Origin of the sequence: Sphaerotilus natans (assembly GCF_900156335.1) — a bacterium.
Classification (GTDB): Bacteria; Pseudomonadota; Gammaproteobacteria; order Burkholderiales; family Burkholderiaceae_C; genus Sphaerotilus; species Sphaerotilus natans.
Window position 1 is genome coordinate 24,770 of record NZ_FTMZ01000028.1, and the last position, 22,387, is coordinate 47,156.

At 72.4% G+C, this 22,387-nt stretch carries 22 protein-coding genes; 12 read left to right on the top strand and 10 right to left on the bottom strand.

Translation table 11 applies throughout. The features are described 5' to 3' along the window. Positions 1-2 precede the first annotated feature (2 nt). From BW996_RS18935 to BW996_RS18945, 3 genes are read left to right on the top strand one after another with little or no spacing between them, the layout of a single operon-like run. Positions 3-1,316, top strand: coding sequence for a glycerate kinase type-2 family protein (locus BW996_RS18935; protein WP_037484321.1), 1,314 nt, complete (start codon positions 3-5; stop codon positions 1,314-1,316). Between the two features lie 6 nt (positions 1,317-1,322). Continuing rightward, the gene (gene pyk, locus BW996_RS18940; protein ID WP_037484362.1) at positions 1,323-2,762 is read left to right on the top strand and encodes a pyruvate kinase; all 1,440 of its coding nucleotides are present in this window, start codon (positions 1,323-1,325) and stop codon (positions 2,760-2,762) included. 48 nt (positions 2,763-2,810) lie between these two features. Then, positions 2,811-3,815, top strand: coding sequence for a tripartite tricarboxylate transporter substrate binding protein (locus tag BW996_RS18945; RefSeq protein ID WP_037484323.1), 1,005 nt, complete (start codon positions 2,811-2,813; stop codon positions 3,813-3,815). 18 nt (positions 3,816-3,833) lie between these two features. Here the strand turns inward: BW996_RS18945 and BW996_RS18950 are convergent, their stop codons facing one another. Together BW996_RS18950 and BW996_RS18955 are read right to left on the bottom strand one after the other, a co-directional pair. After that, a complete protein-coding gene (locus BW996_RS18950; protein WP_051632164.1) occupies positions 3,834-4,166 on the bottom strand; it encodes a DUF3861 domain-containing protein in 333 nt (110 codons plus the stop codon). Between the two features lie 25 nt (positions 4,167-4,191). After that, on the bottom strand, positions 4,192-4,647 hold the full coding sequence (locus BW996_RS18955; protein WP_162177997.1) for a PadR family transcriptional regulator: 456 nt from the start codon (positions 4,645-4,647) through the stop codon (positions 4,192-4,194). Positions 4,648-4,686: 39 nt separating this feature from the next. On the opposite strand from BW996_RS18955, the gene BW996_RS21825 reads away from it, so the two are divergent. Continuing rightward, a complete protein-coding gene (locus tag BW996_RS21825) occupies positions 4,687-4,923 on the top strand; it encodes a hypothetical protein (protein ID WP_162177998.1) in 237 nt (78 codons plus the stop codon). Between the two features lie 95 nt (positions 4,924-5,018). Here the strand turns inward: BW996_RS21825 and BW996_RS18960 are convergent, their stop codons facing one another. Then, positions 5,019-6,977 (bottom strand): site-specific integrase, encoded by a 1,959-nt coding sequence (locus BW996_RS18960; RefSeq protein ID WP_037484324.1) that lies wholly within the window; start codon positions 6,975-6,977, stop codon positions 5,019-5,021. Between the two features lie 97 nt (positions 6,978-7,074). On the opposite strand from BW996_RS18960, the gene BW996_RS18965 reads away from it, so the two are divergent. The 4 genes from BW996_RS18965 (at position 7,075) to BW996_RS18980 (ending at position 10,096) form a co-directional block, all read left to right on the top strand. Beyond that, positions 7,075-7,296: a hypothetical protein gene (locus tag BW996_RS18965; RefSeq protein ID WP_241462034.1), complete on the top strand. Its 222-nt coding sequence runs from the start codon at positions 7,075-7,077 to the stop codon at positions 7,294-7,296. 52 nt (positions 7,297-7,348) lie between these two features. Then, positions 7,349-8,335 carry a DUF6976 family protein gene (locus BW996_RS18970; protein ID WP_037484327.1) on the top strand — a complete coding sequence of 329 codons (987 nt, stop codon included), beginning with the start codon at positions 7,349-7,351 and terminating at the stop codon, positions 8,333-8,335. 139 nt (positions 8,336-8,474) lie between these two features. Beyond that, positions 8,475-9,650, top strand: coding sequence for an iron-containing alcohol dehydrogenase (locus BW996_RS18975; protein WP_375131982.1), 1,176 nt, complete (start codon positions 8,475-8,477; stop codon positions 9,648-9,650). Beyond that, entirely contained in the window at positions 9,647-10,096 is a 450-nt protein-coding gene (locus BW996_RS18980; protein WP_037484329.1) for an acyl-CoA thioesterase, read from the top strand. Before BW996_RS18975 ends, BW996_RS18980 begins: the two co-directional genes overlap by 4 nt. Positions 10,097-10,120: 24 nt before the next feature. Here the strand turns inward: BW996_RS18980 and BW996_RS18985 are convergent, their stop codons facing one another. The 5 genes from BW996_RS18985 to BW996_RS19005 form a co-directional block, all read right to left on the bottom strand. After that, positions 10,121-10,888 (bottom strand): amino acid ABC transporter ATP-binding protein, encoded by a 768-nt coding sequence (locus BW996_RS18985; protein WP_051632166.1) that lies wholly within the window; start codon positions 10,886-10,888, stop codon positions 10,121-10,123. Continuing rightward, positions 10,875-11,525: an amino acid ABC transporter permease gene (locus BW996_RS18990; RefSeq protein WP_037484331.1), complete on the bottom strand. Its 651-nt coding sequence runs from the start codon at positions 11,523-11,525 to the stop codon at positions 10,875-10,877. The genes BW996_RS18985 and BW996_RS18990 overlap by 14 nt, the downstream gene beginning before the upstream one ends. Before the next feature lie 3 nt (positions 11,526-11,528). Continuing rightward, positions 11,529-12,206: an amino acid ABC transporter permease gene (locus BW996_RS18995; RefSeq protein ID WP_037484376.1), complete on the bottom strand. Its 678-nt coding sequence runs from the start codon at positions 12,204-12,206 to the stop codon at positions 11,529-11,531. An 11-nt stretch (positions 12,207-12,217) separates the two neighbouring features. Further along, the gene (locus tag BW996_RS19000) at positions 12,218-13,009 is read right to left on the bottom strand and encodes a transporter substrate-binding domain-containing protein (protein WP_037484332.1); all 792 of its coding nucleotides are present in this window, start codon (positions 13,007-13,009) and stop codon (positions 12,218-12,220) included. A gap of 160 nt (positions 13,010-13,169) precedes the next feature. Next, entirely contained in the window at positions 13,170-14,225 is a 1,056-nt protein-coding gene (locus BW996_RS19005; RefSeq protein ID WP_037484335.1) for a LacI family DNA-binding transcriptional regulator, read from the bottom strand. 215 nt (positions 14,226-14,440) lie between these two features. On the opposite strand from BW996_RS19005, the gene BW996_RS19010 reads away from it, so the two are divergent. The 4 genes from BW996_RS19010 (at position 14,441) to BW996_RS19025 (ending at position 18,199) form a co-directional block, all read left to right on the top strand. Continuing rightward, a complete protein-coding gene (locus BW996_RS19010; RefSeq protein ID WP_037484336.1) occupies positions 14,441-15,466 on the top strand; it encodes a fatty acid desaturase family protein in 1,026 nt (341 codons plus the stop codon). 66 nt (positions 15,467-15,532) lie between these two features. Beyond that, positions 15,533-15,841, top strand: a complete 309-nt coding sequence (locus tag BW996_RS19015; RefSeq protein ID WP_037484337.1) for a MocE family 2Fe-2S type ferredoxin — start codon at positions 15,533-15,535, stop codon at positions 15,839-15,841. A gap of 26 nt (positions 15,842-15,867) precedes the next feature. Next, a complete protein-coding gene (locus tag BW996_RS19020) occupies positions 15,868-17,097 on the top strand; it encodes an NAD(P)/FAD-dependent oxidoreductase (protein ID WP_245801928.1) in 1,230 nt (409 codons plus the stop codon). Between the two features lie 67 nt (positions 17,098-17,164). Continuing rightward, entirely contained in the window at positions 17,165-18,199 is a 1,035-nt protein-coding gene (locus tag BW996_RS19025) for a hypothetical protein (protein ID WP_037484340.1), read from the top strand. Here BW996_RS19025 and BW996_RS19030 read toward each other — a convergent pair. Further along, positions 18,187-19,518 (bottom strand): PhnD/SsuA/transferrin family substrate-binding protein, encoded by a 1,332-nt coding sequence (locus BW996_RS19030; RefSeq protein ID WP_051632167.1) that lies wholly within the window; start codon positions 19,516-19,518, stop codon positions 18,187-18,189. The two genes, BW996_RS19025 and BW996_RS19030, sit on opposite strands and share 13 nt — an antisense overlap. Continuing rightward, a complete protein-coding gene (locus BW996_RS19035; RefSeq protein WP_051632168.1) occupies positions 19,515-22,274 on the bottom strand; it encodes a SpoIIE family protein phosphatase in 2,760 nt (919 codons plus the stop codon). Before BW996_RS19035 ends, BW996_RS19030 begins: the two co-directional genes overlap by 4 nt. Positions 22,275-22,387 lie beyond the last annotated feature (113 nt).

Consider the following 22,387-nt stretch of genomic DNA (forward strand, 5'->3'; position numbering starts at 1 on the left):
CGATGAACGCTTCCCTCAACCCGCGCACCCTGCTGCGCGAGATGTTCGACGCAGCCGTGGCCGCCGCCCAGCCGGCGCGGTGCGTGCCGCCCCATCTGGCCGACCTGCTCGCCGCCCCGCCGCGCGGCCGGCTGATCGTTCTGGGGGCCGGCAAGGCGTCGGCCGCGATGGCACAGGCGGTCGAGGCCCACTGGCCGGGGCCGCTCTCCGGCCTGGTCGTCACCCGGCATGGCCACGCGGTGCCGTGCCGGCACATCGAGATCGTCGAGGCTGCGCACCCGGTGCCCGATGCGGCCGGCGAGGTCGCCGCACGGCGCATGCTGGCGATGGTGCAGGGCCTGGGGCCCGAGGACCGGGTGCTGTGCCTGATCTCGGGCGGCGGCTCGGCGCTGCTGCCCTTGCCGCTGCACGGGCTCACGCTGGCCGACAAGCAGGCCATCCACCGCGCGCTGCTGGCCAGCGGCGCGACGATTGCCGAGATGAACTGCGTGCGCCGCCACCTCTCGGCGATCAAGGGCGGGCGGTTGGCCGCGGCCTGCGCGCCCGCCCAGGTGATCAACCTGGTGCTGTCGGACGTGCCGGGGGACGATCCCATCGACATCGCCTCCGGTCCGACCGTGGCCGATCCCAGCACCTGCGCCCAGGCGCTGGAGATCCTCGACCGCCATGCGATTGCGCTGCCCGCGCCGGTGCGCCGAATGCTGGAGTGCGGCGAGGCGGAGTCGCTCAAGCCCGGCGACCCGCGCCTGCCGCCGATCGAGACCCGCCTCGTGGCCACACCGCAGGCCGCGCTGGAGGCGGCCGCCGAGGTGGCCCGCCGCGCCGGCGTGGCGGTGCACCTGCTCGGCGACGCGATCGAGGGCGAGGCGCGCGAGCTCGGCCGGGTCCTGGCGGGCATCGCCCGCCAGGTGTCCCGGCGCGGCCAGCCCTTCGCTGCGCCCTGCGTGCTGCTGTCGGGCGGCGAGACCACGGTGACGCTGCGCGGCCCCGAAGCCCGCCAGGGCCGTGGCGGGCGCAATGTCGAGTTCCTGCTCGCCCTGGGCCTGGCGCTCGAAGGCGAGCCCGGCGTGCAGGCGCTGGCGGCCGACACCGACGGCATCGACGGCCGCGAGCCGGTCGCCGGAGCGTGGCTGACCCCCGACAGCCTGGCGCGTGCCCGCGCCCTGGGCCTGAATCCGCGGCGCTGCCTCGAGGCCCATGACGGCCACGGCTTCTTCGGCGCGCTGGGCGACGGCGTCGTCACCGGCCCGACGCTGACCAATGTCAACGACTTCCGCGCGATCCTGATCGACGCGGATCGCCCCCAGGAGGGCTGAACGATGATGACCCCGCCTTGCCATGCCAAGATCGTCGCCACGCTGGGTCCGTCCAGCGACGACCTGGCCACGATCACCGCGCTGGCCCAGGCCGGCGCCGATGTGTTCCGGCTGAATTTCAGCCACGGCAGTCACGAGGACCACCGCCTGCGGCTGCAGCGCATCCGCGCCGCCGAGGTTGCGCTGGGCCGCCCGCTGGGCGTGCTGCTCGACCTGCAGGGCCCGAAGCTGCGCGTGGGCCGCTTTGCCGAGGGCGGCGCGGAGCTGGCCGACGGGGCGGCCTTCCGCCTCGATCTGGACACCGAACGCCTCGGCGACCGCCACCGCGTGGCGCTGCCGCACCCGGAGATCTTCGCCGCGCTGCAGTCCGGCATGGCGCTGCTGCTCGACGACGGCCGGCTGCGCCTGCAGGTGGAGCGGTGCGGCGCGGACTTCGCCGAGACGCGGGTGGTCTGCGGTGGCCGGCTCGGCGACCGCAAGGGCGTCAATGTGCCCGATGGGGTGCTGCCGATCTCGGCGCTCACCCCCAAGGACCTGGCGGATCTGGACTTCGGCCTCGGGCTGGGCGTGGACTGGATTGCGCTGTCCTTCGTGCAGCGGGCCGCCGATATCGAGGCGCTGCGGGCGCGGGTGGGCGCGCGCGCGGGCATCGTCGCCAAGCTGGAGAAGCCTGCGGCCATCGACGCGCTCGACGAGATCCTGGCCGTGACCGACGCGGTGATGGTCGCCCGCGGCGACCTGGGCGTGGAGCTGCCCGCCGAGCAGGTGCCCGCGATCCAGAAGCGCATCGTGCGGGCCTGCCGGCACCTGGGCAAGCCGGTGATCGTGGCCACGCAGATGCTGGAATCGATGGTCGCCGCACCGGTGCCCACCCGCGCCGAGGCCTCCGACGTGGCCACCGCGATCTACGACGGCGCCGACGCGGTGATGCTCTCGGCCGAGACCGCCTCGGGCCGCCATCCGGTGGCGGCGGTGGCGATGATGGACCGCCTCATCGCCTGCACCGAGGCCGATCCGCTGCACCGCGCCGCGCTCGAGGCCAGCCACACCGCACCGCGCCCGCTGACCGCCGACGCCATCGGCTGGGCGGCGCGCTCGGTGGCCGGTCTGCTCGACGTGGGCGCGCTGGTGGCCTACACCCACTCCGGCGCCTCGGCGCTGCGCATGGCCCGCGAGCGCCCGCGTGCGCCCATCCTCGGCATGACGCCGTGTCAGGACACCGCGCGGCGGCTGACCCTGGCCTGGGGCGTGCAGCCGGTGTGGTGCCGCGACGTGCGCGATGTCGACGACATGACCGCCCTGGCGCTGGAGACCGCGGCGGCCCAGCCGGGCGCCCGCGGCGGCTGCAGCGTGGTCATCGCCGCCGGCATGCCCTTCGGCAGTCCTGGCTCCACCAACCTGCTGCGCATCGCGCAGCTGGGCGACCTCCCGGCCGATCCGGCCTGACATCCAGCGCCCCGACGAGGGCGCCCCTTCCTTTAAAGGAGACAAATCATGTCCACGAGCTCCCAAAACCGCCGCCCGCTGCTGCGCGCGCTCTCCCTGCTCACCCTGCCGGCGGTGCTGCTGGCCGCACTGCCTGCCCCGGCGCTCGCCCAGGCCTGGCCGAGCAAGCCGGTCACGCTGATCGTGCCGTTCCCCGCCGGGGGCACCACCGACGTGCTGGCGCGTGCGCTGGGCGAGCGGCTCTCGCAGAGTCTGGGCCAGGCGGTGATCGTCGAGAACAAGCCCGGCGCCGGCGCCACGCTGGGCGCCGATCTGGTGGCCAAGTCCAAGGCGGACGGACACACGCTGCTGATGGGCGCGGTGCACCACACCATCGCGCCGGCCGTCTACCGCCGCCTGCCCTACGACCTGCAGAAGGACTTCGCGCCGCTGAGCACCGTGGCGATGGTGCCCAACGTGCTGGTGGTCAATGCGGCGGCCACGCCGGCGCGTAGCGTCGCCGAGTTCGTCGCGCTGGCGAAGAAGGCCCAGCCCGGCTTCAGCTACGGCTCCAACGGCAACGGCACCGCGCAGCACCTGATCGGCACGCAGTTCGAGAACCTCACCGGCCTGGACCTGACGCATGTGCCCTACAAGGGCAGCGGCCCGCTGACCACCGACCTGCTCGGCGGCCAGATCCAGATGTCCTTCGACACCGTCACGCCGGTGCTGGCGCACATCCGCAGCGGCAAGCTGCGCGCGCTGGCGGTCACCACCGCACAGCGTTCGAGCGCGCTGCCGGACGTGCCGACGATGGAGGAGGCCGGACTGAAGGGCTTCGCGATCGGTACCTGGTTCGGCGTGCTGGCGCCGGTGGCCACGCCGAAGGAAATCACCACCCGGCTGTCGAGCGAGATCGTGAAGGTGATCCAGTCGGCCGATTTCCGCCGCCGCCTGGCCGAGATCGGCGCCGAACCGGTGGGCAACTCGCCCGAGCAGATGGCCGCGCAGATCCGTGCCGAGACTGACAAGTTTGCCGGCCTGGTCAAGGCCGCGAAGGTCACGATCGAGTGAAGCGGGATCGATGACGCCTCACCAGGTGCTCGGCGGCGGCTCTTGGGGGAAGGCAGGCCGCTGAGCCCCCTGCTTCAAGCGCTTCATGAAATCGCGGAAGTGCGGCGCCAGCTCGGCGAACAGCGGGTGGCCGCGGTTCTCGAGCATGACCTCGCCGAAGAGCTTCAGACCGACGGCCAGCGCGGTGGCGGTGTCGGCATCGAAGTCGCCGCGGCCGCGCATGCGCTCGGTGATGGCCAGGATGTCGTCGTGGTTGCCGGCCTCGAACTGCAGCGGCGCAGCGTGGGTCGACGGGTTGCCGTGGGCGTCGGCCAGATGCTCGACGGTGATGCGGTAGCGGTGCTGTTTCATGGGTGTCCTTCCGTGCGTGCCGGGTTCAGAAGCGGCCGATCTCGACGGCCGCGCGGTCGATCGCCTCGGCGATCTGGCGCACGGTGGCTGCGTCGGGCGGCGTCTCGCCGTCGAAGCGCAGCCGCAGCGCGGTCTTCAGGTTCTCCATCGCACGCTGGATGTCGGGCACGCGCCGGGCGCGGACCTGGTCGCGGGCGTGCGCCAGCCGAGCCTCGATGCGCGCCAGCGCCTCGGCCTGCTCGGCCAGGTGGCCGCGGCCGGCCTCGGTCAGCGCGTACTGGCGCCGGCTGCCCTCGGCGGCGGCAGCCTCGGCCAGACCGAGGTCTTCCAGCATCGTCAGCAGCGGGTAGATGGTGCCGGGGCTCGGGCTGTAGTCGCCGCCGACCTGCTCGCCGATGGCCTTGATGACCTCGTAGCCGTGGCTGGGCTGGCGCGCCAGGATCTGCAGCACCAGCAGCTTCAGGTCGCCACCGTCGAACATGCGGCCGCGCCGGCCGCCATGACCACCGCGGCCGCCGCCATGGCCACCGAACTCCAGGTCGGCGCGGATCTCGGCGCGGTGCCTGTCGCAGTGATGGCCCGGGTGGTGGCCATGGTGCGCATCACGGTGAGCGCCGCGGCGGCCGTCGCAGGCCGGCGACGCGAAGGGGGAAGGAAAGTGAGGGGGGAAATGTCGGGGATGCATGTCTTTCGGGAAGGATTCGAAGATCCAGAAGTCTGTTTCGATGGATCTAAGATATATCTTGAAAAAATCTAGATCAACTGTCGTGCTGAATGTCCTGGAAGGCGCAAGGGCTGAATCTCGCCACGGCGAGAAAGTGCATGCGGCGCTCTCTCACCGCTGCGGGCGTTTCAGCCCTTGCCCCAGACCTTCTTCATCGCCTGCAGCCGCTGCCGCTGCTCGGTGGTGACATAGACCGTGGTGGTGGCCAGCGAGGCGTGGCCGAGGTTCTGCTGCGCGATCTCGATGGGCAGGCCGCGCGCGATGGTGTGGCTGGCGTGGCTGTGGCGCAGCCAGTGGGTGCTGGCACGCTCCAGGCGCAGCGCGCTGCGCTCGTCGCCCTGTGCGCGCCAGGCCGCGGCGGTGCGGATGAAATGCGCCTTGAGCTGGTCATAGAGCGTCGAGCCGGCGATGCCGCCGCGCGGGTTGGTGCCGGTGCGCTCGGCCAGATGCGCGGCCAGCCCCGGCGCGCGCTCGGCCAGATCGGTCGCGCGGCCGAGCAGGAAGACCTCGCGCTGCGCCGGATCCTGCAGGTCACCCGACAGCCCGCGCGAGACCAGATAGCCTGAGAGCTGGCGCACCACGTCCTCGGGCACCGGCACCTGGCGCACGCGCCGGCCCTTGCCGACGACGCGCAGCATCCAGCCCTGCTCGGGCAGGCCGTCGTCGCCCTCGGGCGGGAACTCCACCCATTCCAGATCGCCCGCGCGCGCCGCGACGATCTCCGACAGCCGCAGCCCGGTGGCGTAGAGCAGCCGCAGCGCCACCCGCAGCCGGTGGTGGGCCGAGCCGGGCGGGAGCTGATCGAGCTCGGCGTCCAGCCGGCGCCACTGCGCTGACGACAGGCTGCGCGCGGTCTGGATGCGTGGCGCGATCGAGCGCGGCACGCTCACCGCGCTCCACGGGTTGCCCATCAGGTAGTTCTGGTCGACCAGGAAGCCGTAGAGGTTCTTCAGCACCGTCAGCGCATGGCGCTGCGCCGAGGGCGACAGCGGCCCCTCGAAGGGCCGCCAGGCCGGCGACCAGCGCTCGCGGCTGCGCGGCGCGCACCAGCGCGAGGCCGGCTGCGGATCGGCCAGGAAGTCGCGGTAGGCCACGCAGTCCTCCTGCGTCATCGACGACAGCGCCCGGCCGCGCTGCACGATCGCCCACAGCACGAAGCGCTCGGCCTCCTTGCGGTAGGCACGCTGGGTGTGCGAGCCCGGCGTCTTCGAGGCGATCCAGGCCTGCACCGCCGCCAGATCGTCCTCGGCGGCGAGCAGGCATTGCGCCTGCGGGCGGCGAAAGCGCCCGTCGCGGCCGTCCAGGCCGGCGGGCACGATCAGCCGCTCGATCGGCACGACCGCGGTGGCCGCGGCCACCAGCTCGCCGCGGGTCGACGGGTCCAGCGTGCGCCGAGGCAGGGCGGCTCGCTCGTCCAGGCGCAGGCCGGGGCTGTCGCCATGCTCATGCAGCCAGTCGACCAGGCGCGCGGCCTTGATCGGTCCGACGGCACGCACCCCGCGCCACCAGCTCGGACCGAGCGCATTGATGCGATCGACCAGCTGTCCCAGCAGCAGCAGACCGGCAGCCTCCAGATGCCCGGCCAGCGCCGGCGCGAACCAGGCGCGCACCGCGTCCGCCGCCTGCGGCACCTGTGCGCCCTGCAGCTCCAGCCAGCGCAGCGCGTCGAGCTGGCGCCGCACCAGGCGCTGGCGGCGCTGCAGCCGCCGGCTGGCACGGCCGTGCGCGGCCTCGAAGGCGGCAATCTGCACCGCCTCGGGCTCGTCGTCCAGACCCTGTTCCTCGGCGAATTGCGCCAGCGACGGCAGCACCGGGTCAGGCTGGCCCAGCGTCTGCACATCGAGCTGCAGCAGCCGCGCAAGCTGGAATCGGTCGGTCTGCAGCGCGATGCGCACCAGCGCCTCGCGGATCCAGCGCAGGGTCGCGCGCACCACCCGCGCGTCGCCCGCCTCGCCCTCGATGGCCAGGTAGCGGCGCCAGCAGTCGCCATGGTCCAGACCCTGCACCACCGCGCGCATGAAGGCGAAATGGCCCAGGTGCAGGCGACGGGGAGACAGCGACTGGGACAGGGGAGGCAAGAGGCTCATGCCCGAATTGTCGGCAAAACCCGGGAACGCGGGCGATTCAAGTCCTTGCAGGAGAGGTCGATACCCCTTGGGCCATCCACTCCAACGAAGACGCATCATGGCCATTCCCGTCCCTCCGCCGTCCCACCCCTGCTGGCAGCGCATGGCCAGCGGCGGCATGAGCCGCCTGAAGACCACCCACCTGGGAACGCAGATGCTGGCCAAGCGGCTGGAGCGCAGCAGTGATCCGGTGCCGTCCAAGGCCGCCGAGATCCATGCCTTCTTCGCCAAGTGGGAGCGGGTGCTGGCCGCCGAGCTGGCGCAGGTCACGACGATCTGACGCCACGTCAAGCCACGCCGCACCGAACCGCATCTCTCCGAGGAATTTCGCGATGAACGAACTGATTTCCGTTGCCGCCGCTGCCGAGCTGATCCGCAACGGCACCGCCCTGAGCATCGCCGGCACCGCCGGCGCGCTGCGCGCGCTGCCGGCCGGCGCCTGGATCGGCGGCACGATCCCCTATTTCATGGTCTCCGGCGGCGGCGTGGTCGTCGGCGACGACCGCGTCTTCGTCACCGACCTGTCCAAGGTGGGTGCCGAGGTCCGACTCGCCTGCTACGGCCCCGACGAGCTGGCCCGCATCACCGCCGAGGCCTTCGACAACGGCTTCTCGCTGACCATCATCCCGGCCGGCGGCCAGGCCCACGGCCGCTTCGCCCGCGAGGCCACCGACTCGGCCGACGCCTTCCTCAAGCCGACGGTGGGCTGGATCTCCGGCATCCACCTCGACGACATGGGCCGCGCGCGCGCGCTGGTCTTCGACGGCCGCAGCGGCCGCGAGGTCGAGGACGGCGCGGTCGTCGCCCACATCCGCCTGCCCGACGACAAGCTCGCCTCGGTCGAGATCGTCAACATCTTCGAGCAGGACGACGGCGACGTGCTGCGCTTCGACCAGGTCGGCTTCGAGGCGACCGAATGCACCGTCAACGGCGAGCGCGTCAACCTGGCCCAATACCTGGCCAAGCGCGGCGCCACCGACGGCCGCCTGCCGCTGGTGGGCGACTACGCGGGCGCCTGCATCAACGTCTCCTTCCAGTCGATCGACGTCGACAAGGGCCAGGTGGCGTTCTACGCCCCGGTCTTCACCGGCATCGACTACCGCCTGGCGCGCCCGGTCGGCGACTACACGGCCGAGTTCCGCCGCCGCCTGGCCGAGTACGACGCCACCGGCGCGGTGTTCTCGTGCAACTGCATCCTGAACTTCCTGTTCGGCGAGCTCGAGGGCAAGGCGATCGGCGGCGTCGAGGGGCCGGTGACCTTCGGCGAGATCGCCTACCAGCTGCTGAACCAGACCATGGTGGTGGTGCGGGTGCAGTGATGCCCCCCGGTCCGGACGCGTCCTCGCCTCCGGATCTACCCGCGGCCTGTCGCGCAGGTGACGGCCGCACCCGGCCGGCTCCGAACAATCGGCCCTCGTCGCACATGACCAGGGAGAAACGCCGATGTTCGCCGAGCCGCTGCCCGCCTTCGTGTTCCAGACGGTGCGCCGCATCGAAAGCGCGCCCGGTCTGGCCCGCCGCCTGGGCGAGCTGGTCAGCAGCCTCGATCCCCCGGGGCGCAGCGCGCTGATCGTCACCGATGCCTTTCTCGCGTCCAGCGGCCTGATCGCGCCGGCCCGCGCCTCGCTGGAGGCGGCCGGCTGGCAGGTGGCCGTCTTCGACGCGGTCACGCCGGACCCGTCCGAGGCGGTGGTCGAGGCGGCCCGCCAGGCCGCGCTGGTGCATGGTGCCGGGCTGGTCATCGGCTTCGGCGGCGGCAGCAGCATGGATGTGGCCAAGCTGGTAGCCTGCCTGGCGCGGCCCGAGGCGCCGGCGCTGTCCGAGCTCTACGGCATCGACACCCGCGTGGTCGCGCGCCTGCCGCTGGTGCAGGTGCCGACCACCGCCGGCACTGGCTCCGAAGTCACCCGCATCGCCATCGTCACCACCGGCGCCGACACCAAGGCCGGCGTGGTCAACCGCGCGCTGCTGGCCGATCTGGTGCTGCTCGACGCCGAGCTCACCGTCGGGCTGCCGCCGGCGGTCAGCGCCGCGACCGGCATCGACGCGATGGTGCACGCGATCGAGGCCTTCACCAGCCGGCTGCGCGCCAATCCGCTCTCCGACCTGCTGGCCGTCGACGCGCTGCGCCGGCTCGACCGGCACCTGCTGGCGACCCTCGCCGACGGCCACGACCTGGCCGCGCGCGAGCAGATGCTGCTCGGCGCGATGCTGGCCGGCATGGCCTTCGAGAACGCGCCGGTCGCGGCGGTGCATGCGCTGGCCTATCCGCTGGGCGGGCAGTTCCATCTGCCGCACGGGCTGAGCAACGCGCTGGTGCTGACTCCGGTGCTGCGCTTCAACCGGCCGGCGGCGCAGGCGCGCTATGCCGCGCTGGCCGCGCAGCTGCTGCCCAAGGCGAGCGCAGGCCTGGACGAGGCGCAGCGCTGCGAGGCCTTCATCGCGCATGTGGCGCAGCGGGTGGCCGACTGCGCGGCCTGCGGCCTGGCGCAGCGGCTGCGCGACTGCGGCATACCGCGCGATGCGCTGCCGGGGCTGGCGGCCGCCGCGATGCAGCAGCAGCGCCTGCTGCAGAACAACCCGCGTCCGCTGACCGAGGCCGACGCGCTGGCGATCTACGAGGAGGCCTGGTGAGCACCCATCCCCCGACGACCCGCGCCGACTATCCGCATGTCGGCAGCGTCAGCACCCGCTGGAACGACAACGACCGCTACGGCCATGTCAACAACGCCGTCTACTACCAGTACTTCGACAGCGTCATCAACGAGGTGCTGATCCACCAGGGCGGCCTGGACATTCAGCGCGGCGAGGTGGTCGGCTTCATCGTGCGCTCGGAGTGCGACTTTCTCGCGCCGGTCGCCTATCCCGGCCTGCTGGAGGTCGGGGTGGTGGTGCGCCGGCTCGGCCGCAGCTCGGTCACCTACGAGACCGCGCTGCTGCGCCCGGGCGAGGACCGGCCGGCCGCGATCGGTCGCATGGTCCATGTCTTCGTCGACACGGCCAGCGGCCGCCCGACCGACATTCCGGCTCCGATCCGCGCGGTGCTGGAGCGGCTGCTGCGGCCGCTGCCCGGCGGCTGAAGCCCGGGCCGCCGATCCACCGGCTCAGTGCAGCGCGGCGAGGAACTGGCGCAGCTCCGGCGTCTGCGGCGCACCGAAGATCTGCTCGGGCGGCCCCACTTCGTGGATGCGGCCGGCGTGCATGAACACCACCCGGTCGCTGACCTTGCGCGCGAAGCCCATCTCGTGCGTGACCATCATCAGCGTCATGCCCTCGGCGGCGAGCGACTCCACCACGCGGAGCACCTCGCCGACCAGCTCCGGGTCGAGCGCCGAGGTGATCTCGTCGCACAGCAGCACGCCCGGCTCCATCGCCAGCGCGCGGGCGATCGCCACCCGCTGCTGCTGACCGCCAGAGAGCTGGTCCGGCCAGGCGTCGAACTTCTCGGCCAGGCCGACCCGCTCGAGCAGCCGGCGCGCCACCGCCTCGCCGTCGCGGCCCGGGCGGCGGTGCACCAGCGCCGGCGCCAGCATCACGTTGCGCCCGACCGACAGGTGCGGGAACAGGTTGAAGCCCTGGAAGATCATGCCGACCCGCTGGCGCAGCGCGCGCATCGCCGCGGCGTCGCCGTGGCGCAGCGGCCGGCCGTCGACCGACAGCGCACCGCCTTCGAAGGTCTCCAGGCCGTTGACGCAGCGCAGCAAGGTGCTCTTGCCCGAGCCGCTGCGGCCGATGATGGTGACCACCTCGCCGCGGTCCACCTCCAGGTCGATGCCCTTGAGCACCTCGTTGGGGCCGAAGCGCTTGCGCAGGCCCTGCACGCGCACCACCGGATCGGCCGCCGGGCCGGACAGATTCTCAGACGCGTTCACGACGCAGTTTCCTCTCGAGGTGCAGGCTCCAGGCCGACACCGGCCAGCAGAGCAGGAAATACATCAGCGCGACACAGCCATAGACGGCCAGCGGCTGGAAGGTGGCATTGACGATCATCGTGCCGGCGCGGGTCAGCTCGACGAAACCGATCACCGAGGCCAGCGCGGTGCCCTTGATGACCTGCACCAGGAAGCCGACCGTCGGCGCCACCGCGATGCGCAGCGCCTGCGGGCCGACCACATGGCGCATCGTCTCGCCGAAGGACAGCGCCAGGCTGCCGGCGGCCTCCCACTGGCCGCGCGGCACCGCCTCGACGCTGCCTCGCCAGATCTCGCACAGGAAGGCCGAGGCGTAGAGCGTCAGCGCGAGAGCCGCCGCCGCCCAGGCCGGCACGTCCAGCCCCAGCAGCGCCAGGCCGAAGTAGGCGAGAAAGAGCTGCATCAGCAGCGGCGTGCCCTGGAACAGGCGCACATGCAGCGCCACCAGCGGCGCCAGGCGGGGGCGCGCCAGCCGCAGCAGCAGCAGACCCAGGCCCAGCAGCCCGCCGCCGACGAAGGCCGCCAGCGACAGCAGCACCGTCCAGCGCGCCGCCAGCATCAGGTTGCGCAGGATGTCCCACAAGGTGAAATCGACCATGGCTCACCTCCCCGTGGCCGCACGGCGGCCGAAGATCCAGCGCGGACCGATCTCGTCGAGCAGCCGGCGCAGCAGCAACGACAGCCCCAGGTAGATCGCCGCGCCGATCAGGAAGGCCTCGAAGGCGCGGAAGTTGCGGCTCTGGATCAGGTTGGCCTGATAGCTCAGCTCGGCCGCGGCGATCTGGCCGCAGACCGACGAGCCCAGCATCACGATGATGATCTGCCCGACCAGCGCCGGCCAGACCCGGCCCAGCGCCGGCGGCAGCACCACCCGCAGGAAGACCTGCCGCTCGTCGAGCGCCAGGCTGCGCGCGGCCTCGATCTGGCCGCGCGGCGTCGCCTCCAGGCCCGCGCGCACGATCTCCGCCGCATAGGCGCCCAGATTGACCGTCATCGCGATCAGCGCCGCCGTTTCCGGCGAGAGCTTCACGCCAGCGGCCGGCAGCCCGAAGAACACGAAGAAGAGCTGGACGATGAAGGGCGTGTTGCGCACCAGCTCCACATAGGCGATGACCGGCCAGCGCCAGGCCGCCGGCCCCCACACGCGCATCCAGGCGCAGGCCACGCCCACGGCAGTGCCCAGCACGGCCGAGAGTCCGGTCAGCGCCACCGTCAGCGCCGCGCCGCGCAGCAACAGCGGCCACTGCTCCAGCACCGCCGCAAAATCGAGCGAAATCATCGCGCCCGCCGTCACTGCGGCAGGTTGCCGGCCGGGCGGCCCAGCCAGCGCTTGGCCAGCCGGTCCAGCTCGCCCGAGCTGCGGGCCTCGGCGATGATCTCGTTGACGCGGCCGCGCAGCGCATCCTCGCCCTTGGCCACGCCGATGAAGTTGGGCGAATCCTTCAGCACGAACTTGAACTCGGTGCCGAGCTGCGGGTTGCGCGCCATCAGGTTGCCGGCCACCGAGGCGCCGGTGGCGATCGCCACGACCTGGCCCGAGACGAAGGCCGAGACAGTGGCGTTGTTGTCCTCGAAGCGGCGGATCTCGGCGTCGGCCGGCGCGATGCGGCTGAGCTCGATGTCCTCGATGGCGCCGCGGGTCACGCCCACCGCCTTGCCCGCCAGGTCGGCCGCGCCGCGGATCGTCACGCCCTTGGCGGCGAAGACCGCCTGGAAGAAGGGCGAGTAGGCCGCGGTGAAGTCGATCACCTTCTCGCGCTCCGGGTTCTTGCCCAGCGTCGAGATCACCAGATCGACCTTGCGGGTCTGCAGATAGGGAATGCGGTTGGCGCTGGTCACCGGCACCAGCTCGACCTTCACCCCCATCTTCGCCCCGATCAGCTGGGCCATGTCGATGTCCAGCCCCTGCGGCTTGAGGTCGGTGCCGACGAAGCCGTAGGGCGGAAAGTCGGTCGGGATGGCGATGGTGATCTGCTTGCGGCTGCTGATGTCGGCCAGCGCATCGGCCCGGGCCAGGCCGGCAACGCTGCTCAGGCCGGCGATCAGGGCGACGGCCACAAGGCCACGGCGGGAAACGGTCATGGATCGGATTCCTTGGTTCAGGCTGACAGAAACTGTATGCACTTTCGTATTCAGTGCAATGCGTGTGCCAGCCTTGACCCGACCTCCCGCGGGCCGGTCTGCCCTGTTGCGGTGCGCAGCGCACAAGAACCGACCTCGTTTCCGGTGCATTGCGTCCTTTTCAGGGCAAGTTCTCCGCAATGAACAGCTCCACCGGCACGGTGAGCTGCGCCGCGCGGGCACGGGCCTCGGGCGGCTGGTCGAGCGCGGCGTGCATCGCCTCGACCACCGTCTGCGCCAGCCGCGCGATCGGCGAGACCAGCACCAGATCGACCACGCCGTCGATCAGCGCGCGGCGGTGCTCGGCGGTCAGGCCGTTGCAGACGGTGACCACATGGCGCGCGTGTCCGGGCGGACGCTCGGCGCGCAGCGCGCGGATGATGCCCGGCGTGCCGCCGCCGCCGGCGTCGTACAGACCGGCCAGGTCGGGGTGGCGGTGCAGCAGGTCGAGCGTGGCCTCGTGCGCGAGCTGCTCGTCCTCCAGATTGACCTGGGTGTCGAGCACCCGCAGCTGCGGCGCGTGCTCGCGCAGGTAGGCGCGAAAGCTCATCTCGCTGGCCTCGTGGCCCAGGTAGCGGTGGCTGCCGACGAAGACCGCCACCGGCCCCGGCGCACGCGCCAGGCGGCTGACCGCCCAGGCCGCGCTGCGGCCGCAGCGCCGCGGATCGACGCCGACATAGCCGGCGCGCAGCGGCGAGCCCAGATCGCTCAGCAGCGCGAACACCGGCCGGCCGAGCCGGTGCAGCTCCTCGACGACCGCATCCACATGCGGATGGTCCACCGCGACCACCGCCAGCGCGTCCACCTCGCGGCCGAGCTCCAGCATCTGCCGCGCCACCGCCGCCGGATCGGTCGCGTCCAGGTGGTCGATCACCGCGACGCCCGGCCGCGCATGGCGTGAGGCCGCCGCGCTGATCTCGCGCCCGAGCTCGCGGTAGAAGGCCTCGTGGCGGCGCAGCAGGCAGAAGCCCAGCGTGCGGGTGCGGCGCTCGCCGCGCTCCATCAGCCGCGCGCGCATCAGCGCCGCGCCGTGGTAGCCGATGCGCTCGGCCGCCTCGATCACCCGCAGCGCGGTGGCCTCGCGCACCGGCAGCCGGTTGTTGATGACACGGTCCACCGTCGCGGTGCTCACGCCGGCGGCCTGCGCGACCGCCTCCAGCGTCGGCCGCGCGCTCACGCACCGCTCCCGGCGGGGGGCGTTTCCGGGTTATCCCGCGGCGCTGATGATGGAAATGACATGCTGCATGGCGTCATGGCTGATCGCTTCTGATGGGAAATGATGGATGTCGATTGTCGCGCCGCAAGCGCCTGCCTACGATGCGCCCCAGCCTGGATCGAAATGAATTTCCAGACGCAGCGAAAACGCAAAACAACCCATCCTGGACGGAGACGATGAGCACGCATGACGACTATCGGATGATCGGCGGCGCGGGCGAGCGGGCGCAGGCCGCCGGCCTCGTGGGCGCCGAGTGGTACAAGAGCCCGGTGCCGCGCGCGACGATGAAGGCGCTGATGAAGCGCGAGGACGCGCCGGCCGTGCGCGACACGCTGCTGTGGTTCGCGCTGATCGCCGCCGCCGGCGTCTGGATGGCGCTGAGCTGGGGGACAGCCTGGTTCGCGCTGGCCTTCTTCGTCTACGCCACGCTCTACACCGGCGCGGCGGATGCGCGCTGGCACGAGTCCAGCCACGGCACGGCCTTTCGCACCCGCTGGATGAACGACGCGCTCTACCAGCTCTCGAGCTTCATGGCGCTGCGCCGCCCGACGCGCTGGCGGTGGAGCCACACCCGCCACCACAGCGACACGCTGGTGACCGGGCGCGACCCGGAGATCAACGTGATGCTGCCGGCGCGCCCGGGCAAGATCGTGCTCAACCTCTTTGCGCTGCACTACGGCCCGCACGAGATCGCGCGGGTGCTGGCCCACGCCTGCGGCCGCATCGACGCCGAGGAGCGCAGCTACGTGCCCGAGACCGAGTGGCCGCGCCTGATCCGCGAAGCCCGCGTGTGGGTGCTGATCTGGGCGGCGGTGTTCGCGCTGGCCTGGGGCATCGGCAGCGTGCTGCCGCTGTTCTATGTCGTGTTCCCGTGCTTTGCCGGCGCCTGGCTGCACACCTTCTTCGGTCTGACGCAGCACGCCGGCCTGCCCGAGAACGTGCTCGACCACCGGCTCAACTGCCGCACGGTGACGATGAACCCGGTGTTCCGCTTCCTCTACTGGAACATGAACTACCACATCGAGCACCACATGTACCCGATGGTACCCTACCACGCGCTGCCCCGGCTGCACGAGGCGATGCGCGACGACTGCCCCGCGCCGTACCCCGGCGTGCTGGCGGCCTACCGCGAGATCCTGCCGGCGATCCTGCGCCAAGCGCGCGAGCCCGACTGGTCGGTGCAGCGGCCGATGCCGCGCTGATGCCGCGCTGATGCCTGCTCTCTCTCGTTCCTCTTCCATTCTTGTTGCTTTCCCAGGAGACACGCCATGAGCGACTGGATCGATGTGTGCGCGCTGGACGACCTCGACGACGAGGACGTGACGCGCTTCGACCACGGCGGCCGCACCTATGCCGTCTACCGCTGCGGCGATCGGGTCCATGCCACCGACGGCCACTGCACCCACGAGCGGGTGCACCTGTGCGACGGCCTGGTCATGGACCATGTGATCGAGTGCCCCAAGCACAACGGCCGCTTCGACATCCGCGACGGCCGCGCGCTGGGGGCGCCGGCCTGCGTCGACCTGAAGACTTGGCCGGCGCGCGTGGCCGGCGGCGTCATCCAGATCCAGGTCTGATCATGCCCAGCCCCTTGCCCCGTCCCATGGTGATCGTCGGTGCCGGCCATGCCGGCGGTCGCGCGGCGCAGGCGCTGCGCGAGTTCGGCTGGACCGGCCCGGTGATGATGATCGGCGCCGAGCCGCACCTTCCCTACGAGCGCCCGCCGGTGTCCAAGGGCCTGCTCACCGGCGAGCAGACGCCCGAGCGCTGCCAGCTGATGTCGGCCGTCGATCTCGACCGGCTGCAGGTCAGCCAGGTCGTGGCCTGGGTCGAGCGCATCGATCCGGTGCGGCGCGAGCTCTGGCTGACGGGCGGGCCGCAGCAGGCGCGCCGCCGCATCGACTACGAGGCGCTGCTGCTGGCCACCGGCGGCCACCTGCGCCGGCTGCGGGTGCCGGGGGCGGAGGCGGTCGGCATCATCGGGCTGCGCACGCTCGACGACGCCGCGCGGCTGGCGCCGCGGCTGCAGCCCGGGGCGCGGGTGCTGGTCGTGGGCGGCGGCTTCATCGGGCTGGAGGTGGCGGCCTCGGCGCGCCAGCGCGGCTGCGAGGTGCTGCTGCTGGAGGCCGGCGAGCGGCTGCTCGGCCGCGCGGTGCCGGCGGCGCTGGCCGCCGACGTGCTCGCGCTGCACCGCGCGCAGGGCGTCGAGGTGCGGCTGGGCTGCGCGCCGACGGCCTTCGCGCTGGCCGGCGACGGGCGCCGGCGCGTGCAGCTCGACGACGGCAGCGAATGGCGCGCCGACGTGATCGTCGCCGGCATCGGCATCGAGCCGGCGGTGGAGCTGGCGCGCGAGGCGGGTCTGGCGGTCGGGCGCGGCATCAGCGTGGACGCCACGCTGGCGACCTCGGCGCCGGGCATCTTCGCCGCGGGCGATGTCGCCGAATTCCCCGGCGTGCAGGACGGCCGGCCCATGCGCCACGAGAGCTGGCACAACGCCGAGACGCAGGCCCGCGTGGCCGCGGCCAACCTGCTCGGCCGCGGCGAGCGGCTGCAGGCGCTGCCCTGGTTCTGGTCCGACCAGTACGACCACCAGATCCAGGTCGCGGGCGATCCGGCGCTGGGCGTGCGCGGCGTGGCCCGGGCGCTGGAAGGCGGCGCGCGCATCGACTTCCACCTCGACGACGCCGGCCGGCTGGTGGCCGCCAGCGGCTTCGGCCCGACCTCGGCGCTGGCACGCGAGTTCAAGCTGGCGCGCTGGCTGCTCGAACGCGGCGCGCAGCCAGGCGCCAAGGCGCTGGCCGATCCGGGCGTGCGCCTGCGCACGCTGGGCTGAGCCCGGCGCCGAACCACCCAGTCGATCCGACCCACCCGATCGACCTCACCGAGCCTTTCGCCTTCCCATGACATTCCCGACCCTGCCGCCGCCCGGCGACCTGCCGGCCATCGGCATCAACATCGACGGCGTGCTCGAGCACGACGGCCTGCCCACGCCCGACGCCGCCACCCGCTTCGCCTGGATCCGCGCCTGCGGCGCCTTCGACTACATCGAGAAGAACATCGACCCGAGCGAGGACTTCGCGCCCTGGTTCGATCTGGTCGAGCGCCATGGCGTGCCGATCGGCGTCTTCGGCGGCATCTTCCGCGCCGGTGCCGACGAGGCGCTAATGCGCCAGGGCCTGGCCACCGGCGGGCGGCTGGGCGCGCGGCTGTTCAACATCCAGCTCCACGACCGCCATGCCGACGGCCACCGCCTGTCCGACGAGGAGGTGGTGCGCTTCTACGCCGACGCCTTCGAGCACGGCCAGCGCAGCGGCTGCCTGCCCAGCCTGGAGGTGCATGTGGACATGTGGAACGAGCGCTTCCACCGGGTCGAGGCGGTGGCCGAGCGGCTCGCCCGGCAGGGTCTGCCGCTGCGGCTGACGCTGGACCACTCGCACCTGATCTTCAAGATCGACGATCCGGCCGAGCTGGCCCTGTCGGAGATCGACGGCGGGCGCGATGGCGGGCGCACCTGGCTGGCGCCCGACGGCGCGCAGTGCCTGTGGCGCCGCTGGCTGGCCGAGGGCTGGGTGGTGCATGCGCACGCCCGCAGCGTCGCCACCGGGCGCGGCCCCAACCCGCTGACGCGGCGCCGCGACGGCCGCCCGGGCCGCTCGATCCAGTACCCCTTTGTCCGCCCCGAGGCCGGCACCTTTCCCGGCGTCTGGCAGGAGGAGCGGCTCGCCGTCTGGAAGCAGGCGGTGCTCGACCTGCTGGCCTGGATGCGCGCCCACCCCGAGCGCGCGCCGCGCCAGATCAGCTGCGAGTTCATTCCCTTTCCGGACTACGGCGGCGGCCTGCGCTGCTCGATCATGGACAGCAACCTGGCCTGCGCGGACTGGCTGCGCGCGCAGTGGGCCGCCACGGCCGGTGGCGCGGGCCCTCAGCCCGCGTAGCGACGGTACAGCATCAGCAGCATCTCCACCTCCTCGGGCGCCGGCACGTCCCAGCCGTTCATGCCGAGGTCCTGCAGCGCCTGGCGGCCCTTGTCGTGGCCGCCCAGCCCGGTCAGCGCCTCGCGCAGCGGCTGCGCCAGCGCCTGGCAGGACGGGTGCAGCAGCAGCAGGTGCGAGGCCACCCGCGTCTCGCTGCGCTCGAGCACCCGGGTGCCGGCGCGCGCCAGCGCCGACAGCCGCTCGTGGCCGCGGCTCGACATGAACAGCAGCTCGGCCTGGCCCGAGAGCAGCATCTTCAGCGCGGCGATCTCGCTGCCGGCGAAGCGGCGCGGCAGGCCGGTGGAGTCCAGCCCGCACTCGTCGCAGAAGAAGCGCCCGAGCACGAAGACGAAGCTGCGCTCCAGCGCCGTCACCACCTGCGCACCGGCGAAGTCGGCCAGCGCGGCTCGGGGGTCGTCATGGCGCACGATCAGGCTGACCTCGTCGCAGTCGTCCTGAGGCCGTGCCACCGGCAGATAGCCATGCTGCTGCATCAGCGCGCAGGCATCGAAAGGCCGGGCGAAGACCAGTGCCGGCGCCTGGGCGCGCGCACGGCCTGACGCGGCGCCATCCTCGAAGTCCTCGACCGACAGCGACACCGTGCGCCCGAGCGTGCGCTGAAGCAACGTGTTGAGGTAGTACCAGCCGGTGAGCTGCTGGCTGTTCTGCTGGCTGACGATGAAGTCGAGCCGGTCGCCTGGCGGCGGCGCGGCGGCGGCGAACATCGCCGGCAGAGCAGGCGCGCCTGCGTCCGCAGGTGCCGCGCAGGCCGCTGCAGGGGCGGGGGGCACGGCCTCCGGCGTCGGTGCAGCTACGCCCGGACGCACGATGCGGCGCATCTGCGGCGGGCCGGCGGGCCGAGCGGCGGCGACCACCGGGCGCACGCCCGGCGGCATTGCCCGGGCCGGGCCGCCCGGTGCCGTGCTGCCCGCCGCGGCGACGATCGCCGCAGCGCCATCCGGCTCGGCGAAATAGCGCATCAGCCCGGTCATCTTGAACAGCATGCTCAGCGTGCGGTTCAGGCTGCGTGCCTCCAGCCGCAGGCCCTGGCCACGCCAGTGCTCGAGCAGCCGCAGCAACTGCGCCAGGCCCATCGAGTTGACGCGCGACACCGCGGCGAAGTCCATCACCACCTGGCGGTCGGCGGGCGGCTGGCGGTGCAGCGGCTCGAAGGCGGCCGCCGCGCTCACGTCGATCTCGCCGCTCAGGCGCAGCAGCGTGGTGCGGGTGGCCTCGTCGCGGGTCGCGTCGATGTGCAGCGTCGTCGGGAAATCGGTCATGCGGTGCTGGAGCCCGGCAGCTCGCCGAGCTCGTGGTGGTACAGGAACTGGAAGCCGGCGTCGCGATCGGGGTCGGGCGGCTGCCGCAGCGACCACAGCAGCGTGATCTGCGTCAGGCGCTGCGGCTGCACCCGCACCTGCATGTAGTCGCTCATGCGCCACATCAGGTAGAGGCCGGCCCCGCCGACACCGGCCTCCAGCCCCTGCTGGCCGGCGTTCAGGGCCAGCCGGCGCAGGAAGATCGACGGCGTGAAGGTGCCCCAGCGGTCGCTCATCGACAGGCCCAGGCGGTCGCCATCGCGGCGCAGCTGCAGCCGCAGACCCTCCTGCGGCTGCACCTCGCGCACCTCGCCCTTGTGGTGCAGCTTGCCGCCGGTGGCATCGACCGGCGCGCCGTACAGGCCGTTCTCGATCAGCTCGTCGCTCATCAGCACGACGATGTCGCGCAAGCCCTCGGGCAGGTCCGGCTGGGCATCGAGCCAGTCGGCCAGACCGGCCATCGCGCGGGCCTTGTCGCTGCTGTGGGCGAAGGTCCAGACCGCCTCGTCGCTGGGCGCGGCGATCCAGCGCGCCAGGTCGTCGATGCCGTCGAGATGGTGCTGGTCGAGCAGCGCCTGCCAGCCCAGCTCGCGCAGGAAGGACTGGTCGTCGGGCAGGACGCGGCGGATGCCGGCCTCGCACAGCGCTGGCAGCATCGGCAGCAGCGCGCCCGAGGCATGGGTGGCGACGACGCGCTGGCGCGCCACCGGCGCCGGCAGGCCGCCGGCCTCCACCACCGCCGCCGCCTCGACCTGCAGCAGGTCACGCGCCGCGGCCAGCCGTCCGGGCAGCGCCGGCGCGCCCTCGACGCGGGCCATGTGGGTCACGCACATCGCGGTGGCATCGTCGTCGAAGCCCTCGCGGCCGGCATGCGCGGCCAGCGCGGCGAAGACCCGCTCGAGCAGCGTGTCGGCGGCCTCGGCGGCATGGTCGTAGAGCAGGTTCTCCAGCCCCTCGTGGCCGAAGGCCTGGCGCTGGCCGTTCTCCTGCTCGACCAGACCGTCGGTGTAGAGGAAGAGGCGGTCGCCGGGCTGGATGTCGAAGGTGATCGCGGCGTAGGCCGGCTCGCGCACCCGGCCCAGCGGCACCCCTTCGACCTCGATCATGCCCCAGCCCTGCTCGGCGTCGAGCCAGTAGTAGGGGAAGGCATGGCCGGCGTTGGCGATGCGCAGCCGCCCGGTGCGGGCATCGAGGCTGCAGCACAGCATCGTCATGAACATGCTGTCATGGCTGGACGCCAGCAGCGCCTCGTTCAGGTGCTCGAGCATCGCCGCCGGGTCGGTCTCGCCCTGGCTGGCGAGCTGGTGCACCGCCATCTTCGCGGCACTCACCAGCGTGCCGGAGGCCACGCCGTGGCCGCTGACGTCGCCGATCAGGAAGATCGCGTGGCGGCCGTCGACCGCGTAGTGGTCGTAGTAGTCGCCGCCGACCTCGGTCGAGGTGGTCAGCCGCGCCAGGCCCTGCAGGCCCGGCAGCGCGATCTCCGGCGCCGGCAGCATCGCGCGCTGCAGCACCGCCGCATGCGCGACCTCCTGGCGCAGCCGGCTGCCCAGCGCCTCGGTGCGCTCGAGCGCCTGCTGCAGTTCCTGCTCGGCCTGCTTGCGCTGGGTGATGTCGACGCCGGTGGCCAGGTGCAGCAGCGTCCGGCCGCTGACCGGGTCGCGCAGCTCGGCGTTCGACCACTCGACCGTCAGCAGGCGGCCGTCGCGGGTGCGCAGCGGCGTCTCGGTGCGCCCCGTGCCGGCGCCGCCCAGGAAGAGCTTCTCCATCGCCGGATCGGCCGCCGCCTCCGGGGGCAGGAAGGTCGACAGGAAGTCGCGGCCGTGCACCTCGGCCTCGGCGTGTCCGGTGACCTTCTGGCTGTGCTGGTTGAACAGCGCGATGCGCCCGGCGCTGTCCAGCCCGATGATCAGCGCCTGCGAGGTGTCGACCACCCGGTCGCTGAACTGCTGCTGGCGCACCAGCCGCTCGGTGGCCCGGCGCACCCGGTTGACCAGCGGGCGGTAGATCAGCGCGGCCTCCAGCAGCAGGGCCAGCAGCGTCACGCCGTAGACGATGCGCTCATAGAGAATGGCCCGGGCCACCTCGGCCTCGCTCTCCTTCTCGTACTGCTGCACCGCCTGGTTGAGCGTGACCAGCAGCGGGCCGGAAGCCGCCGCGGTGATCGCGCGCAGCTCGGGCGGCACCGCGCCGGGTTGCTCGTCGACGCGGCGCATCAGCGCGCGCAGCTGCTCGACATAGTCGCGCACCTGGCGGTCGAGGTGCTGCGGCTCGCCGAAATAGAGCGTGTTCATCGTCGCCGACATCGTCGCGGGCAGGCCCAGCGCGGTGCTGCCGCGGGTCAGGCCCTCGTGCGAGCTCAGCAGCAGGCCGGTGACCCGGTCCAGCTCGGTGCGCAAGGTGCGCCGCTCGGCCTCGTCGCGGCTGGCCACCAGCCGGGTGGCGAACAGCGCAGCGCGCTGCGACAGCATGCGCTGGCGGCCGCTGATGTTGACGATGGTCGCCGCGCTGCTGTTGATGCTCAGCACATCGTGCAGGATCAGGAAGTTGGCGGTGGCCAGGATCGCGATCAGCAGCAGGCCGGTGATCGAGCGCAGCCAGATGCCGCGGGTGAGCTGAGCGACATTGCGGTCGGCGATCGCGGTGGCCGCGGCATCGGGGGCAGTGGCGCCGCGATCGGGCAGAGCGGAGGCGGCGTCGGAGGGTAGGGCGGCCATGGGCAGGTCGTTGCGGCGGGAATCGGACCGGCAGCACAGCCGGTGAAGCGTCGAGCCGCGGGTCGCGTGCTCGATCCCTGTGCAGCAACGGCCATGCCAGCGGTTTTCCTTCG